Annotated in this window: 9 protein-coding genes and 1 pseudogene; 2 read left to right on the top strand and 8 right to left on the bottom strand. The window is 58.6% G+C overall.

Features of this window, described 5'->3' with window-relative positions:
• Window positions 1-206 precede the first annotated feature (206 nt).
• Window positions 207-896 (bottom strand): hypothetical protein, encoded by a 690-nt coding sequence (locus CXQ90_RS09975; RefSeq protein ID WP_104138825.1) that lies wholly within the window; start codon window positions 894-896, stop codon window positions 207-209.
• A 724-nt stretch (window positions 897-1,620) separates the two neighbouring features.
• On the opposite strand from CXQ90_RS09975, the gene CXQ90_RS09965 reads away from it, so the two are divergent.
• Both CXQ90_RS09965 and CXQ90_RS09960 read left to right on the top strand, forming a co-directional pair.
• Window positions 1,621-3,675, top strand: a complete 2,055-nt coding sequence (locus CXQ90_RS09965) for a hypothetical protein (protein ID WP_104138823.1) — start codon at window positions 1,621-1,623, stop codon at window positions 3,673-3,675.
• A 9-nt stretch (window positions 3,676-3,684) separates the two neighbouring features.
• Window positions 3,685-5,334, top strand: coding sequence for an Hsp70 family protein (locus CXQ90_RS09960; protein WP_104138822.1), 1,650 nt, complete (start codon window positions 3,685-3,687; stop codon window positions 5,332-5,334).
• Here the strand turns inward: CXQ90_RS09960 and CXQ90_RS09955 are convergent.
• From CXQ90_RS09955 to pglX, 7 genes and pseudogenes are all read right to left on the bottom strand, one after another.
• Window positions 5,327-8,683 carry a helicase-related protein gene (locus CXQ90_RS09955; protein ID WP_104138820.1) on the bottom strand — a complete coding sequence of 1,119 codons (3,357 nt, stop codon included), beginning with the start codon at window positions 8,681-8,683 and terminating at the stop codon, window positions 5,327-5,329. The two genes, CXQ90_RS09960 and CXQ90_RS09955, sit on opposite strands and share 8 nt — an antisense overlap.
• A gap of 153 nt (window positions 8,684-8,836) precedes the next feature.
• A pseudogene (locus tag CXQ90_RS09950) lies at window positions 8,837-9,103 on the bottom strand (alcohol dehydrogenase catalytic domain-containing protein); the annotation flags it as partial.
• 37 nt (window positions 9,104-9,140) lie between these two features.
• The gene (locus CXQ90_RS09945) at window positions 9,141-9,404 is read right to left on the bottom strand and encodes a hypothetical protein (RefSeq protein ID WP_146068879.1); all 264 of its coding nucleotides are present in this window, start codon (window positions 9,402-9,404) and stop codon (window positions 9,141-9,143) included.
• A gap of 417 nt (window positions 9,405-9,821) precedes the next feature.
• Window positions 9,822-11,675: a DUF262 domain-containing protein gene (locus tag CXQ90_RS09935; protein WP_104138816.1), complete on the bottom strand. Its 1,854-nt coding sequence runs from the start codon at window positions 11,673-11,675 to the stop codon at window positions 9,822-9,824.
• A gap of 52 nt (window positions 11,676-11,727) precedes the next feature.
• Window positions 11,728-13,455, bottom strand: coding sequence for a hypothetical protein (locus CXQ90_RS09930; protein WP_104138815.1), 1,728 nt, complete (start codon window positions 13,453-13,455; stop codon window positions 11,728-11,730).
• A 12-nt stretch (window positions 13,456-13,467) separates the two neighbouring features.
• Window positions 13,468-15,618: a BREX system Lon protease-like protein BrxL gene (gene brxL / locus CXQ90_RS09925; protein WP_219816653.1), complete on the bottom strand. Its 2,151-nt coding sequence runs from the start codon at window positions 15,616-15,618 to the stop codon at window positions 13,468-13,470.
• A partial coding sequence (pglX, locus tag CXQ90_RS09920) for a BREX-1 system adenine-specific DNA-methyltransferase PglX (protein ID WP_146068882.1) occupies window positions 15,619-17,712 on the bottom strand: 2,094 nt, incomplete at its 5' end.

The following is a 17,712-nucleotide window of genomic DNA, read 5'->3' as shown; positions in this document are numbered from 1 at the left end:
ATGTCTGCTGGTTCTGGCGCCGCTCAGCGGTTCGGAAAACCGGTAAGTTACGGCCCGGACCAATTGAACCCGTCGTTTGAGGCCCTTTCGGCCCTCCCGAGGCTACGGACACGGAGAAAGAGCCGTCCGGCCGACGCAGCGAGCTTTGACCGCGGACGCCGCCGTTCCGCAGGGCCGGTGGGGCTGGGACTGCGTGGACTTCCGGCTTACCGTGCGATCCGCCCTTGAAGTTCTTCGTCGATCCTACGATTGCGCGCGGAGATGAAAGCGTTGCTGAGCCATAAATACTCGAGGTATTCGTCACGGTCCTTCGGAACCGCTGATGTGCTGAAGTCGGCGAACGGGTGGAAGAACCGGATGGTCTGGCCGTCATCCTCCAGGAGGTCTTCCAGTAAGAAGAATTTGACGTACCCGGCGAAATCCCCAAACAGTGCGAAGAATTCCGCATATCTGCGCAGAACCTCTGCGAGGGGGCTCGGCTCACCAAGATAGTGGCGGCGGATGCACTCAAGAGTCAGATCGAAGCGATCGGCGATCCTGGGATGGAGTCCGCGTGCACCATTAATCGTCGGCTTTCTGCCGATCCTGTTGCCTGGAAACACGAGCGTGCTTCCGGGGGTGTAACCGAGGTACTCGGGTAGGTCGTCTTCCGGTATGTCACGGATGACGTTCCGAGCCTTCTTTCGCAGCCTGGTGGTTATGGCGTCGCTGGCGAGGAAGAAAGCACCGGACGAGGATCGGTGCACAAGGTACGCACGGGGTGCCATAGACAGGTGGAAGTGCTGGCCGGTGGGCAACTCCTTGCTCCACAGCAGCTGGTGGAACTTCCGCAGGGAAGGGCTGAAGGAATCAGGGTCCTTGCCGGCCGGAGTATCTGAATGGAAGTCGAAGGTCATCAGTGTCCCTCGAGTTCGATGCGGATTCCACGGCTGTGACTTTCACCCGTCTGAGCGCGCCGGGGTTGCTCCGCGTGCCTGATGGCCACTTCAGTGGGCGCTATAAGAGCAAGCGCCGGCAATAAATAACCTTTTGTACTTCACTGTTGGAGACCCCCAAATCGTGCATTGTGCGCGTAGTACGTGAATCGTCTCACGCGAATTCACGGGCAAAGCCGGTCTTGATCCAATGCTTCTGTGTTCCTGCGCCAATGCTGAGAAGGAACTGGGCCCTTTTACACGGCCGGCTGATTTCCTGGGCAGGCAGGCACGGCCCGGCCACCAGAACCTACGGGTGCACCAGCACCTTCACCGCCATGTCCTTGTGGCTGATCAGCGTGTCGAAGCCCTGCTCCACCAGGTCCTCCAGTGCGATCCGGCCAGTGACGAACGGTTTGCGGTCCACCTTGCCTTCTGCATCATCCTGAACTGCTGGTCACGCGCAGGTCGATCTCCTTCAGCACTAGCTTCTGCATGTCCACTGTGACGGGCGCGCCCCGGATGGCCACGCTCACCACCATTCCCCCGGCCGGACGGCGTCTCTCGACAAGCAGGCTATGCCGACTCGGGTAAGGCCGGTGATCACAGTTCGCGTTCCCCGACGAGAAACGGTCCAGCGCACAGGCTTGTGGAACTGATCATTTTCAGGTCGGGTCGAAGCCGGTGCTGTGGATAGAATACGCGAGTGAAAGTGCCTCAGGTGGTCGTGGACCTCGATAAGAAATCTCGGGTGGTCCTTCGAGAGGGACTCCTCGTCGACGGCAAGGGTGTTGAGGTCACAGTTCTTTGGAGTGACGGGTCAACCGATGATGTCCGACTCGGTGTTGATGGGGACCGCATACGGTTTGCCACCGCGGCTGGTGGGTTACGCCACCGAAAGCACGTCGACCCGGTTGCCACCTCAGAGCTCGTGCGGTCGTCGCCGGCACAGGCTTTCGCGTTCGCCCTTCTCGACTCATCGAAGCCGTTGTCGAGCAAAGACCTCATCGCGCGTGTCGAGGAGGTCTTTACCGGGGATGTCAGCGCCCTGTGGAAGCGGGCTCGCCAGACTTTCGAGACGAACAAGAATGTCAAGGCATCGGGTAAGGGGGCTAGCCTCAAGTACGTCTGGGTGGGGCAGGCTCCGCTTGATGCAGTCTCGGCTGACGTAGCCGCCCAAGTGCCCGGACGGACCGCCATGAATGAGAGCACCGTGACGGCGGGACTCGATGCCGGAAATGCCGAGCGAGGAGGTGACGCTGTTCCGCAGGTCGCCGATGGTGCTGTTGGCAGGTCAATGGACTCAGAAACCCGGAACGAGGACCGAGGCAGCGCACACAGTGCTGAGGGCGGGCAAATCCACCCGGCTGTCGAACTCGTCCAAGCCATTTCGGTCTCAGGCCAACGGCCTGAGAACTGGTCCCGGCTACTGGGCAGTGCCCTGCGGAATCCCTTGGCAGCTGGGCTCGCTGTGGACTCGCTGTCCGACGATGCGCTTCAAGCGGCCGTTCCGGCGCTCGGTCAAGCTGCTTTGATCCTGCAGGCCCTGCCGAGGGACAGCAAGGCGGTCAAGACAATTGATCCGGTGCAATTGGCGGGACCCGAGGCTGCGGCCGCTCTGATGGATGCGGCAGACGCCGAGTTGCGCCGTCTTGAGCCCGCGACCGCCAGAGCGCAAGAGTTACGGCACGCCAAGGACTTCCTGGTTCGGAGGCTGTTGAGCTCGCCCTCGGTTGGTCTCCTCAGCCTGGGCACTGTCCTTCGTGCCACCCGCGAGATGGAAACGCTGAAAGATGCTGGCAAGAAGGGTGAGTGGGTCGCTGGAGTTCTGGCGGCCGTCATAGGCGCGATGGATCAGGACTCTTGGAAGAATCTCGCGCTCCAAGATAGGTCCGCGGTGGCCCGGCGGCTCACGTCCGTTCCGCTGAATGCGACCGGCTCGAGGGCGCGCGTGCTGGGGTGGATCTGGCGCAATCATCCAGCAGATCTCGCCGACGACATGTGGTGGCGCGGCGTGGAGTTTGACGATCTAGCTGCGGTCGCCACCACGCCCCTGGCCAGCGCGCTCGAGAGCGATGCCATAGCATCCGCCGTAGTCAAGCCCTTGGTGGTCAAGAGGCTCACGTCAGCCACGACGAGGCGTCAGCTGCTCACGTCGCTCGCTGCCCCCACTGCACTCGCTCGCCTCATGGATGAAAGTGACGTTCAGCGGGCGTTCGACCGAGTCCTACGGGATGACAACGTCGGCCGGGCGTGGCTTGTGCGCCTCAGGAATGAGACACGGATATCCGAGCTTGCTCACCAAGTAGAGACCCTCACTCGCCAGGCGAGGGAAAAGACGGAGCTGCTCGGCAAGGCGCAGGAAGCCGCGCGGTTGAGTGATGACCGGCTGCACCGCATGGAGGCACGACTTGGCGAGGCCGCCGCGAGCACCAAGGAACTTCGCGAATCTCAGTCGCGCCAGATCCGGATCGATGTCATGCGCGCCTTTGCGGAGCTCTGCGCGTACGTCGACGGAGCTGCCGACAGTCAGTCCGCTCAGCGCGTCCGGGAGCGCGTGCGGCGGATGGCCGCCCGTGAGGGACTGACTCCGTCGGGTGTACCAGGTCGGACGGAGCCCTATGACCCACAGCGTCACGATGTCATCGGGGAGCCGCCACTGCCCGACACACCCGTGACTGTCACCGGCATCGGATATACATGGGGCGAGGGTGCCGATGAGATCGTTCTCGTGCGCGCGCTCGTCGAACGAACTTATTAGGAGTTTGAAGTGGCTCGAGAGCAGTTTTTAGGTGTCGACTTTGGCACGAGCACGACACTGATCGCGGAGAGCATGCCGGCGGGCAGGCCGACGGTGGTCCCAATCGGTCACGCCGAATCGTGGATGCCCTCCGCTGCTGCGGTCAGCGGTGACGCCTTGGTGGTCGGCGAGGACGCGCTCACGCACAATCCCTCCGCTCTGATCACTTCGGTCAAGCGCTGCATCACCGGACGCGCGGTAGTCGCGCGAAGCGCCGACGGTTCCGTCGAACGCAACGCCGACGAGGTCATCGGCGCGGTCCTTCGCGAGATCGCGAACCGTGCCCGCGCTGATCGGCTCCCCATCTCCGATAAAGGAGTGACGCGACTCGGCTGCCCTGCAATGTGGGATGCGGATCAGCGTAAACGGTTGCTCGGCCTCGCCGAGACGGCGGGCTTCAGCGTCGGCCCCTCGACTCTGATTGATGAGCCGATCGCCGCTGGACTGAACTGGATCGGCCAGCGAACGCAACAGAGGGAGTACTTCGACGAAGAGCGCGTGCTCGTGTTCGACATGGGCGGAGGAACGCTCGACGTCGCCGTCCTTGACGTCACGACCGGCCCGCTCAGGGATCCCGAAATCTACGTCCTCGCCTCAGACGGCCTCAACGAGGCCGGCGACGTGCTCGACGGAACGATCGTCGCTGACTTGGAGATCGCTCTCCGCGACCAGGGGATCGAGCTCGAGGCGTTGCCCGACGTTGATCTAGCGAGAGCTTATCTGATGCGCGCAGCAGCTGAGGCGAAGGTTGACCTCTCGACATACCAGGTGACGCAGGTGCATGTCGGCTATCAGGCAGGCAACCTGCCCAGCCTGCACTACACCCGCGAGCAGCTGGAGGATGCCATGCGTCCGCAACTGGAACGCGCCTGGTCCCTTATCCTCTCGACCCTGCGCGGATCATACCTGACCCGCGCCGAAGGTGCGGTCACATCTGCCCTGCGCCAGATTTCGGAAGAGAGCCTCACCTCAAACGTTCATCACGTTCTCCTTGCCGGGGGCATGAGCCGCGCCTCCGCGGTGGAGAAGTTCCTTAGCAGGAAGCTACCCACCGCCAAGATTCACACCTTCCCCGGCAGGAACGGTGCGCGGGAGGCGATCGTTGCTGGGCTTGCCGAGAACACTTCCTACGAGCAGGTGAATCTGCATCGTCCCGCCTTCGACTTCGTGCTCGAGTTCTCAGCGGGAGACGGGGACCTGACCCGTGTTCCGCTCTACCGAGCACACACGAAGCTTTACGAATGGTGGCAAGCACTGAGCCGGGACCGGCTCAGGTACGAGTGGCCAGACGGTGCCACCGCGGTCAATCGCGATTCAGCTCGATCATTGCCATCAACCGGCTACGGCCGCCTCGCTGTCTATGCGATGGACGGGACGCCGGTCGATCTGCGGCACAAGGAGACCGATGTGCCCGGATTAAAGGTTGCCTTCGGCTATGGTGCTGTCCGCTTCGACCTGTCCACCGAGGGGCGCATCAACATCACCGACGGCCAGGGAACGAGTCAGTCATTCCGCGTCACGCGCTGGCCAGTGCTCACGGGAGGGTTTGCGCGCCTTGCGCTTCCTGTCAAGGAGCCGGACTGGCAGCCAATGGAGCGCCGTTGGTGGGACGTCAAGTAGCCGGACCGACGAGCTCAATCACTGCGACCGTCCTGCGGCTCATCGAGAAGGCCCGCTGCTCCTCCAGCTCGGCCTCAAGCTGCTCAAGGTCTTGACCGAGGTTGCGGATGCGACCTTCTGCCATCCGGATGACCCTCGGATCGCGTTCCCGCTCCATAACGACGTCCAACGTGGCTCTCGCCTTAAGGATCTTGACCTGAAGACTCGCCTTGCGCGCGTCGAGGCGGGCCCTTACCAACGCCTCATTGTCCAAACGTCTGCGTGACTCCTCCGCACGGTGCCGAGCCCAGCTGACCTCCTTAAGCGATATGAGGAAGGGCTCCATCGGCGTTGGCGTGGAACCAGTAGCTTCCTCCAGCGATCCGTTCGCCACGGCCTCCAGCAACTGAACGCCGATGTCCGGTGCAACGGCCCCGGTCTGGATATCGATCGCCGTTGACCACAATTCCTTGGTCGGCCTCACGCCGGTCGACGCTACCAAGTCCACCGTGACGGCATAGCGAGTGCCGGACGGCAGCGTCGCAAGCCTGCCTATGCCATAACGATGCAACCCGAGCCTGTCCTGTTCCAGCTGGTGCACTGCCACGTCAACGATGGGATGTCGGAGAGATAGGAGTTCCACGTCTCGCGTGCTTGCCAGGTCGGCGTCGAAGGTCACTTCGATTGGTTCTCCGTTGCGGATACGACCTTGGAACAGCATCGCTGACCGACGGCTCGCTCCCTGAGTGCCTCGAAAGCGATAGATGAGGTCGGAGAGCTCATTGCTTCCCCGCAATAGCAGGATGCCCGGACGCTCCGACTTCTCCAGCTTGCCCCCAGTGGCTCGCAGCATGTGCTCAATGAGGGTGCGCACTTCTGTCGTTCCGACATACCGCCCGTCCACTGGCCCTGATTCTGAGAGGCCTTCCACTTGCATCTCGTCAATCGTGGACAGAGTGGCTCGCTCCTCATTCAGTCGCCGAAGGTTCGCTGCCCTTGTCTCGATGGCCGTTGCGATTTCTTCCGCTCGCTGCCTTCGCTGAGAGTCGTCCAGTCGCGGATCAAGGATTTGGTTAGCCAGGTCACGGAAGTCGTCCCTGAGGATGGGCTCGAGGTCTCCAATAGAGTTCTGAAATACGCCGATTCGGGTGTATAGGCGTTCCAAAATGTCGGACTCGATCGTCCCCGGCACATGCATGTTGAGGATAAGGACCTTCTCGTGCTTTTGGCCGAATCGGTCCAAACGACCGATTCGCTGCTCGACTCGCATGGGGTTCCAGGGCAGGTCGTAGTTCACCAGTACGTTGCAGAACTCGAAGTCCAGACCCTCCGATGCCACCTCGCTCGCAATGAGGAAGTCGAATTTCCCATCGCGAAAGGCATCGATGATGGGCTGGCGATCCACCATGTGGATACCGCCGTGGAGCTGCCGGACCCGAAAGTCTGAACTCAGGCGTTCTGCCAAGTACGCGATGGTCCCGCGAAAGGTGGAGAAGATCAGTGCCTGACGCAAGCCTTGTTCGCGCAAGTGCGTGAGCTGCTCCAGCAGGGCTTCAAACTTCGAGTCCTCGCCATGCCACTCGAAGGATGTCCGGTCCTCGCGCATGTCCGCCAGGTCCTCTTCGTCGTACTCCTCGTCGTAATCCTCCACTGAGCGCGCGAACTGGTCTGCGTTGGCAGAGAGTCGCGCCTGCATGGCCGGCAGGCAGCTCGCAACCTGTCGCAGCGGCATCTGCATGGCGAAGCCGGGTGGCGTTCCGTGCGCGCGAGCCCGGGACATGAAGTGGTCAACGACGCGGTCGTAGAAGCCCTTCTCATCCGGCGACCAGTTCACGACTACCTGATGGGGTTCGCGCACTGCCTTGGCGTCAGGTACATCCACCTTCCGGGTCCTCGAGAGCACGCCACTCAAGGTGTTCAGCTCGGAAACGAGGCGTTTGACTTCTGCCCGTTGGCCCGCTTCCAGGGGTGCAGCGGTGTCAAGAAGCTCCTCTAGGCGCGCGTAGTCCGGGCGGTTCGAGACGGCGCGGCCGAAGGGTAGTGTCTTGATCGACCGCAGGTGATGGCGCAGTGCTGCGCCGGATGAGCCGTGAGAAATGCCGCGTTCGATCGCGTTGAGGTGCTGATTGGGTTCGAGCTGCATATGGAAGATCTGGGAGTCCTGGTACATACCGTCGTCGAGCAGAGTCAGCAGGTTGTAGAGGTCGTCAGAGCGTAGGTTGATGGGAGTTGCCGACAGGAACAACAAGTGATCGGCCCAATCGGACAGCAACCCGCCTAGCAGGTTCGACCTAGTGCCGGTATTGCGCAAAACATGGGCCTCGTCGACGATGACCAGATCAAATCTCGGTCGGATCCGGGTCAGCTGCTCCAGCACGTCGCTCGCACTGCGGAGGGACTCCACCGAAATGATCGCGTGGATGTCCGGGTCTCGGCCGGCGAGGAGATCTTCGCCGAGGTCAGCCAGCTTGCCGGGCTTGATAACCTCGAGGTCACGGTCGAAACGCCGGCTCATCTCCATGCGCCATTTGTGCGTCAAGGAAGAAGGCGTGACCACAAGCGTGCGACGAAGCGGTGACCTCTGCTCCAGCTCGCTCCACACCAGACCCGCCTCTATCGTCTTTCCGAGACCCACCTCGTCCGCCAGAAGTAGCCGCCCGGTCGGAGAGTTAAGGATCTTGAGCGCAGGAATGAACTGGTAGGCACGAAAGACCGTTTTTGTCGCTCGGTAGGAGTACAAGGTGTTCGAGAGCGGCTCGCGCAACTTCGTACAGGTCAGAGTCATTGCGATCTCTCGCGCCGAAGCGGGTGCCGAGGTTACCCAGAAGGCTGGATCGCGTGGGTCTCCATCCACCTTCTGGAGGGACTCTGGCGCAACGTGCTGAAGCTCCCCGTCGACACTCACTTCGATCACGTAGCCAGCGACCGTGCGAGTAACCCGCCGCACCCGACCAATGCGATCGCACCCGAGCACCTTCACGACATCCTCGGGCGCAAACGAACTTGTGCCGATGAAGGGCCGACCGTCCTCCCACTGCTCAACCAGGTCCTCCCGAGCCTCCGCGAGGTGACGCATCCCTCCGTCCGCAGTGAATCGATGGCGGGCGGTTGCATTCGGCCTTTCTTCGCCCTCTCCACGAATGACGAGGGCCTCCCATCGACCCTTGCGGTAGACCCCGTACAAACCGTTGAAGAGATTGCCGCCGGAATATCCGGGCGGGAGCTGACGAACGTCGGAATCGAGCGCCTCCAACACTTCGACGTCCAGCCTCGCTAGTTCACCTCGAACGAGGACCCGCTGGACTCCGATCTCTTTCAGCCAAGCAAGCCCAGATTTCAGCCCTCGATAGACCAGATCATCCATCGACATCAGACGCGGACCTCTCTCGTAGTGATCTGCCCCGGATTTGGTTGATCTTGGGGAGATCGATGTCGTCGTGTGACCGGCAATTCCATACAGCCATCTTCCCCTGCAGACCACTGAGTACGATTTTCGACACTCTGTTGTCTATAGGAACATCTCTACCGCGTGGTGCGCCACGGACAGCGGTTCGATCAGCGCCGCCTCGTCCAGCGGGATGTCGCCGATGGGGTGCACTCACCGCGCGTCCACAACGTTCAGCCCTCCCCCGCCGCCGGACAGCCCGATGAAGCCCATCTGCCGGCACAGGTGGTAGTTGCCCGCCTGGCACAAGTCGCGGTCGCCGTCCACAAACTAGGGTTCGACGACGATGTTGTCACCAGCTTCCAGCCCCTCCACGATTTCGCCGACTTCCGAGCCACTCCCGCTGCTGTTCCCGCCGCCGCCAAGGCCTGGGAAAACCTGTCTACCGCGAGCTTGTACTCGCCCGGGTTACGTGCGGTCTCTCGTGGTCGGCGGCGCGCACGGCCCTGATCATGGCCGAAGTGGCCGGAAGGGATGTATCTGACATAGCGGGATAGTCGAACTGCAGCTGCGGGTCCACCTCGTAGGCGAGCCACCGCCACCTCAGCAGATCGTCGCGGTCCGCGGTCCTTCCGTATTCCTTCAGATCGGCCAGGGAAAGATCCGCCAGCAACGCAGCGTCCACGCCTGCTGGTGCTAGAAGCACATCACCGTTCATGGCCCGTCATCATGCTCGGTCACCGTGTACTCCCTGAGCAAACACAGACTGCCGTTTTTGTCATGAAATGTGTACGTGTGCGAGTGATCCAGACTTGCTAGAGCGTAATCGATGTTCATGGCACCACCCGACATAAACTGCAATGCCTGCTGCCAAGAGAGATCAGTCTCTACCATTTCGTCGTTTCCAGTCGATGACCACGGTCCGAGCCTTGTTATCTGGTACCGCTTCAATGCAGATCCTTATGTTTGTGCCCGTATATTTGCCACGGACAATTACTGACCAGGTCTTGCCGGCCGAAGCAGCAAGGCCCGCAAATTGACGCCCTACGATGGCCCGTTCCATGACCGTGGACGGAGCAAGCACTTTGCATAGCAATCCCTGCTCCCCCACGGCAGCAATTTCCTACATAACGTCCCAGATGCGCCTAGACAACTCAAAAAGCAACCTGTGACGCTCTTCGACTTCATCAGGCCCGAAGCCGGCAAGGGGACGAACTTTTAGCCCTTCACGGCGGATAAACTCGTGGAAGTCGAGTTTGCTCTTATAGGTGTCATCTCTGAGAGTTTCATTCCAATACAACGTGTTGGCGTAGGATCTGAGCTTGTCATCGTAAGGCTCGTTACTGCTTGAGATGTTATCCCGCCCTCTAAGCAAGAGCACGGCTCCCAGACGGTTTCGCTCCACCTCGAAGAACTCCTCGTTCCCACCGAACAGTGCGACGTTCGCATCGTTGCGTGAAAGCACATGCTCGATGTGAAAACCGCTCTTGGCACCTGTCCTCGAAACGAGGTCGTATATAGGATGCTTCATACCCCGGCCCATACCCTGAGCCAGGTACCGCTCCACACGGCCGAAGAAGTAGCGAGCAAACCGGCTTGTCAACCTGTCTACGCTTATCGAACGGAAGAGCTGGTAACTGAAAAGCTCGGTCGTGCCGGTCTTCCTACGCTCCTCGAGCTCGGCCAAAAGTTGCTGATCCATCAAGTGCCGAATCTTATCCGCAGGCTGGTTTCTGATGGCTGCACTGATCTCGTAGATACGGCCGACAAATTCGTTTGAATCGTATTGGCCCTGCAGCCTCAGCAAGGAGAAAGCTCGATCTAATCCCTCTGAGACCAAAGAGATCTTTTCATCTTCCTCGGGATCATCAACTGTGCAAGCTGACATGATTAACTGCATCTGTGAGTCGAGATCGTTAAGGCGGCCGTTGAAGAACACCGCCGGGAAGTCGCCCGTCTCAGTCTCCGCCAAAGCACGAATACGGTGATACAAGCTTGAAAAGTACTGGAAATCACTTTTGAGGAATGCCTTGACTGCCGAGGCATTGTGATCCAGATGGAGCGTATCGTTCATGTCCTTCTTGAACATTTCCCGGTGGTAGTCGCCGTCAAAGCGGACTCCCAGTCCTCGGGTGTCAGCGAACTTGGCTTTGAGCCATGACCGGAAGAAGCTATCGATGGTGTCGGCGCCAAAGCGGTTAAGGCTCTCTACCTGCCCATCCCAAAGCTCATTAAAACGCCCCGTGGCTAGCTCGCCTTTGTCTATCTGTCCTAGCAACTTTCCCTTGAGAATTTCGTGAGGTTTGAGCCGCACACCTCGATCGTTGATGACTTCGAAAACCATGGGCACGTGCGTCGTGTCGACGGAAAGATTGATCAGCACAAGCCGGAACAAGAAGTAGTGGACGAAGACCTCAAACTTGCGCTTGCCCTGGATTTTCGCATCCAAGATTTGGGAAATTGTCTGGTAGTTATTGACCAGGTTCTCCGCAGTCACTCCTGAACTCACGTCAATCGAGGACAGTTCTTCCCCTTCAAGCAGTGCCCTCATTACCTGGACATGTCCTTCGTGATTCATCCAGAAGGATCGCTCCATGCCTGAGTGCCCAGCAATCCGGTTTTCGAGCCACGGTCGAGTCTGTGACTCATACTCCTGAGCCATATGCGCGAGTTTGATAAGCGTCAACGTCAGCGTCGTTAACCGCTGTTGCCCGTCGACTACATAAACCCGGCCACCGACGGTGTTGGTCACATACGTGTTCAAGTAGTACCAAGGGTAGTGCGAGTCAATGTTTGCCCGGTTGGCGTCAAGATCTGGGTTCTTTTTCCAGGACTCTTCGAACTCATACAAGATGTCATCGAAAAGACGCTGAACCGGTTCCTCGCCCCATTTGTAGCTGCGCTGATAAAAATCGATGTGGTACACCGTGTTGGAGAAAGTCTGGTCAAGGTTCTGTTTCTCCGGCTGAATTTCCAATGGCGCCTCTCTCAGATCGAATGTCGTCAGGTGCGCGTATCGGACTCCAGGCTCAGTATCTAGCCGTCGTCAAATGTTCACCTATATATCCGATGTAAACATAGCCATCCGATTGGGCACTGTCATGGAGGTACATACGCGGCGCGCCGGCACGGCCGTTTAGTAAGGCGATATGCGTCGTCATAACAATCGTCCCGCTTGGCGAAGCAGCCGGAGGCACACTCACGGTCCTCTCGGCCATCATCCTGGGATTGCTCTGCACGGTTTCACTTTCCGTGGGCCTGTACCCTAAGACGCGAGAACGGCCGCGGTGGCCGCCGTCGTTGATGTACTGATAAAGGCCTCCTCCAGTCCACGTGCCATTGGCCGTCAGGTTTGCATAATCGTGGAATGCAGCGAGGGCATCCCAGGCCTTATGGACAGCAATGGCTATGTTGGGATGCTCGTCCAAAGCAAGGGCCGGATCCTTTCGGCCCACGAAGCGAATGCGGTCGAACTCGCCAATCCTTTCCAAAAGGTCATAGAACGAATCGGGGTAGGCCGTCCTTTCCGACTCATCCAGAGGCGCGTACGCGTCCCCTACCGCCTGCAGGTTTATCAGTCGGCGGCGTAGAGCATCAACCAGGTCTTGAGAGGTCTCTGCTCGGGCGGCCAGTTCTGCCGACTCGAGCTCCATCACCTGGATGGTTTCCTTTAGATCGTCGACTTCTTCCATTAGCCGGACAGCTTCCTCCAAAGCCACCAAAGCGTCATGTTGTTGGCCTTGGAGTTGCGCGGCCAGCTTTGCATTGAGCGCGATAAGATCTTCTACATTTCCAGAGGCCTGAGCATTCTCGTTTTCGCGTTCCAGCTCCTGAAAGTCGGCGAGCGGCTGGAAGCGCTGGCTGCGAAGCAGCCCGTAGTCAACCTCCCGAAGTGTCGCCGGCAACCGAAGCTGTGAGAGGCGACGTACCTCTGAGTTGCGGAGCATTCGAGACAGACCGCGGGCGTTAGCGGTAACGATGCGGTGCTGTGATAAGAACTTGTGGCGATATGCATCCGACAGATCGCCAAGCTTTGCAGCTGGCAAAAACGTGCGCAGGGATCCAGCGCGGAGCCAATGCGTCTTCGCAACGGCGTTGAACGAGGAGAGCAGTCCTGGGTCCAGGATGTAGCTCGTTGCCATGCCTTCAGTGCCGTGAATCATTTCTTTTGTGGATTGTGCCCACTCGGCAGATGTGACGCCGTCCGGAGGGGTGGTGACAAACGCGGCGCCGATCCGCCTTTCATCCTGCAGGATGGTCAGTAATTCTTCCAGATGCGTTCGGCTTGCGATGATCAGGGGATCGGAGAAAGGTAATGCAGATCCATCACTGGTCTCCACTGCCTCGATGAGAGCTTTGATGACACGGGGCGTTCCAGACTGCTGGGTCTCGAGGACCTCGTCGCCGTGCCGGTTTGTGTAACGCAAAGTTGGACTGTCGATGTCCACCCACAGTCGAGCCTGATCCTCACCACGGACTACGGTGATTGAAGTCACCGCAATCCTGTTCTCTGCGCGCACGCCGGTAAACCACCTGGGCTCATCCCAGTGTTCCCGGAGCTGCCACCGACGACTCATTACGTGACCGTTGACCCAGTCCGCGCGAGAAATCTCCCTGCCGTTGTTAAATAGCGTTCCCGCTTCCGTGACTACGGGCAGACCTTTGCTCGTGAGCCACTCGTTGACAACGCGCTCCACCTCGTCGACGAGTGAGTCGGTGGGCTCGACCCCGAGGATGGAACGATAAGAGATGGGCATGAATCTCCTCGGCTAGCTGGTGCGCTTGGAAACGGAAGTGCGCTGATAGATCACGTTGAATGATCGAACTTTGCGGAACTCTTGGACGCTCTGTCCAAGTTCAAAGGACTTTTCCGGCTTCTCGAAGATGTCAAGTCCTCGGCCCAGAGAAATGTCCCAGCCGGTGTCTATCCTCACCCAACGGTCATGGAGAGCGGCCGCCTCAACGAGTTGGACGTCCATTTTGATGCCTGCAGCCTCGACGGACCCTTTGATTTGAAGGAGGTCTCCAAGTTGTTTTTGCGCATAGCCTGGATCCCCATCTTGAACAGTCTTTACTAACAAAGTCACCTCGTCGCCCGGCTGAATTCTTTTTGCCCATGTTGCTACGAAATCAATCAGGTTCCGCATCTGATGACTCGCTCTGAGGTACGGGTCCTCAATAACGACGCTGGTCGCGCCGTCGAGATAAGGGCCGAAGATCGCCTCGTAGCTCGCGCCGGTTTGGCCATTTTGGAACGTCAGCATCTTTCCCAGCTCGGGGTTTCGAGACCCGTCTTCCCGGGCCGGTTCTCCAGCCAATCCCTGCTTATTCTGGGTTTCAGTGCTTGAACCGGCGTCCGTGCCCTGCCCAGCGGCATTTCCTCCAGGTGCTCGCCCGTCAGTCCCTCGGTAGTAGATTGTTGGATACAGCAGCTCTTCTGCCGTGGCTACATCACGCCACTCCCCTTCGAGCGTCTCGTATCCAAACCTGACGGGGGACATCGTCTTATCGATGCGGAGAATTTGGTCTTTCACCCGTTTGCGGCCTTCTATGGCGAGCTGCAGGATCTCCTCAATCTCCTCTGCTGTCGCCTGCCCATGGGGGTAGAGAATTTTCATTAGACCAGAGAACGTTTTGTGGATCCCGTCGCGGTCCCGTGTCGAGATGTCGGACGACAGCACGAAGTGCTCTTTATACCGGTCTGAATAGTCATACACCCGCTGCGACTTCAGGATTTCGGCAATGTAATCGACCACGAAACCATAGCCAGAGGAGAACATCTCGCCGCGGATGATGTCTACTTCCCATCCAGGGATGTAGTGGTGCAGCCTGTCGAGAAACGCGGCGTCATGGTACGACGGCGGCAGCTCGTCAAAGAGGTCAGCGTGCTTGAGCATGTGCGGGACCGTGTGCTGAGTGTTCCCAACAAAGACCATGGATGCTTCAGCACCAAGAGTTTCAACTCCTCGCGAGAACGTTTTGTTGGCCATATAGTTCTTCATGATGTCGACGAGCGCTTTGTCCGTCTTCTTTGTCTTGCCGGCAAACTCATCGAACGCGACGGTGTCCCAGTAGCCAACGAGGCCGAGTCGTCCGTTGGCGTTATTCACGAACAGCTTGGGCACCGTGATCTCACCGCCCGAGATGAGCATGCCATGAGGTGAAAATTCGGAGTATATGTGGGACTTGCCGGTGCCTTTCGGCCCCAGCTCCACGAGGTTGTAGTTACGTTCGCAATATGGGATGAGCCGCACCAGCTGAGTCAGCTTGGCGCGCCGATTGAACAACTCGGGGCTGAAGCCAATGGACTGTATCAAGAGGTCCACCCACTCCTCCGTGGTGAACTCAGCGCGTGCCGCGAGGTACTGATTCACGTTGAAGTTAGACAGCTGGATCGGCTTCAACGAACCAAGGATCCAAGGAATTTGTTTACTATCCAGGGGATGGTCGTACTCAACGTCAGCTAGACACCAGACGCCACTGACTAGGAGCTTCGGATGTTGCTTGACGGTGGACGAGTCAACCAGCACCCGAGATATCCCGAGGTTGGCGAACGACGCTTCATAAACGTCGTCCCTGTCATTCAGTGTCACGCTAATCTTGTCGATGACCTTGTGACGGCCGCGTTCCCGGATCGTCGAACGAACAAGCTCCGACTCATTGCGGTGTACGTAGTGGTCAGCAAGAATTCGGCGGACTGAATCGATTCCGGCCTGGATTGTGGCCTCGTCGTCAGTCGCACAGTACTGTCCGAGCAGGTACTCCAAAACGTACGACGGGACGATTGCGTTGCCTTTGACGGTCTTCACCAGGTCCTTGCGCACAACAGAACCAGCAAAAACGTTGTTGATCTTTTGATCAAGATCATCCATGGCGTCGCCCTTATCCTCGCGCTGTTCGTCATCTGAAAGCGCCGTCATTTAGAATCCCGTGTATTTGTTGTTTAGAGCTGCACCGAACTTGGGGTAATTGGTTTTGACCCCGTCGTCCAGGTCAATCTCGATCTGTTCCGTTGCCAGCGGGTAAAGCACGCTCTGCTCCCACTCCTCCAACTCGAGCAGTGTTCTCCCAACTAACTCCGACTCTTTACGTGCTTTAGTCTGCTCCTTCACTGAAGAGACAGTCGAAGCCGACACCTGGTCCAGGTGCACGCGGCGTGCACGCAGCTTCGCTTGGAACTCACGCAAATAGTCGTTGAGTACCACACTCGCCGTGTCCGGCCGGTACCGGTGCATGTAGATCAGTGCATTGAAGGAACCCTTCGGAGAGGAAAACATCCAGTAAATCGGACGCTTCTTGTACCGCTGGACGTGGTCTTTGTAGAAGTCCTGCACAAAATACCTCCGGATGTCCTTGCCCAGAGACTCCTCGACGAAGCGAAGGTTCCCCTCAAAATGCTCCACCCCGAAAGACACCTTCAAGAACTCGCGGAACCGCTCGACAATGTCATCCTCAAACCAGGCATCAGACAGCACCGGCAACACGTTATCCTCATCCGGCACGAACGACGGCGACGGCACCTTCGCCAAATACTCCGCCAACGTGTCACCCTGATCCGCCAACACCAGACCAGGAGTATCGAGGCTGTAACGGCCAAACATGCAACCAACAGAATAGGACACTAGCGCTCGAATCGCCTGTGAAGCCTCCTCAGCCATTTCCTCCCGGCCAAGGGGTTCGTCGGCAAAGGCACTGATACCGAAAATCTCGGAAAAGCGCTTATCCAGCCGGACCTCTGTTTCTACAATTTTTTTCTTGGCATTGGCAGTGCCCAAGAAGAGCGCGCCGGCGGCCTCGCGGAGCGACATATTCGACTGCTGGGTAGCTAGGGGCAGGCTTTCGAATCGCAGCGAAGTTTCTTCCTCAGCACTGCTTTCCTGGACCATCTCAACCAAAAGCTTGGCATCAGAAAGGATATCTTGACGAACAGAGTCATCGACGTCAGGAAGCGGCATCTTCTGCATTGCCCCAACTCCGAATCCCGATGGCGATATGGCGTTGATTAATTCTTCTGCGGCACTAGAGTTGAGCATTGCGAGAAATACGTAATCATCAATATCGGAAGGAGCGAAAACCATCGAATTTTTCTGGTCAAAGATTGCTCCTTTATCCACAAAACGAGCTGCAAGTTTTTTCGAAAGGCCGTTAAATGAAATACCCTGGCGCCCATAGTAGGCTTCGTTTCGGAGAACTGCGCTGGTGTGCCGCCTGATGCGGGTACCGTTATCCTGCCAGTCCACAACAAAGTCGTTATCGCTATACCATCGGCGCGGGATTCGGCTCTTGACGTATGGCACCCACCTTCCCTGTCCAGACGCCGTTCTCCGGATGGTTGCTGCTGACACCTCCGTCCAAAGTCGCAAGAATTGCTCGTTGTCTCCGGTTTGGAGGCCAGTTCTCACATCGACGACTTCTGCCATCCGCCGTCCGCTTACATACATCCGACGAACGTCTGCTGTGGCTCCATAAGCCGTTAGGACACGGCTAGGAAAAGCATCGAACCAATCTGGGTTCCGTATGTATCGGTTCAGTCCTCGCCGGACTACTTCCTGTTTTTCCACCTCGGACACTCCGCCCGTCGCATCGATGAAGACGGAAGGACCACTGGTGTTCCTTTCCCCAGGTTCAATGATGACAGCGGCTACTCGAACTACTTCACCGTCAATTTCCGGGAATGCCCGGGGCCCCAAGTGGAGGCAGGCATGTATCCTTGCCCCCGCACGGAGCATCTCCCGGGTCCCGGCACCTTCAGCATTGCCCAGCCAGCTATCCATGGTGACAAGGGCAATACGCCCTCCGGCAACAACTGAATGCATTGACCGGCCAAGAAACGCGATATCCATTCCCGAGGCTGCCCTCGGAAAATACAGCTGCAGAAAGTCGACGAGTCCTGCGGTCATGTTGCGGGCATCCATGTAGGGGGGGTTGGCGACGACGACGTGATACCGGGTGGAAAGATACTCCGACTGCCGGAGCACAGTCCGCGCCCGGTCCAGGACGTCCCCGCCGAATAG

Source organism: Arthrobacter sp. ZGTC131 (assembly GCF_002929275.1).
Taxonomy (GTDB): domain Bacteria; phylum Actinomycetota; class Actinomycetes; order Actinomycetales; family Micrococcaceae; genus Arthrobacter.
This window is presented reverse-complemented; position numbering and strand designations above follow the sequence as displayed.

What these genes read in the sequence shown, in the direction of transcription:
- CXQ90_RS09930 (WP_104138815.1), bottom strand. Translation starts at nt 13,455, where the DNA reads ATGCCCATCTCTTATCGTTCCATCCTCGGGGTCGAGCCCACCGACTCA.
- brxL (WP_219816653.1), bottom strand. Translation starts at nt 15,618, where the DNA reads ATGACGGCGCTTTCAGATGACGAACAGCGCGAGGATAAGGGCGACGCC.
- CXQ90_RS09955 (WP_104138820.1), bottom strand. Translation starts at nt 8,683, where the DNA reads ATGTCGATGGATGATCTGGTCTATCGAGGGCTGAAATCTGGGCTTGCT.
- CXQ90_RS09975 (WP_104138825.1), bottom strand. Translation starts at nt 896, where the DNA reads ATGACCTTCGACTTCCATTCAGATACTCCGGCCGGCAAGGACCCTGAT.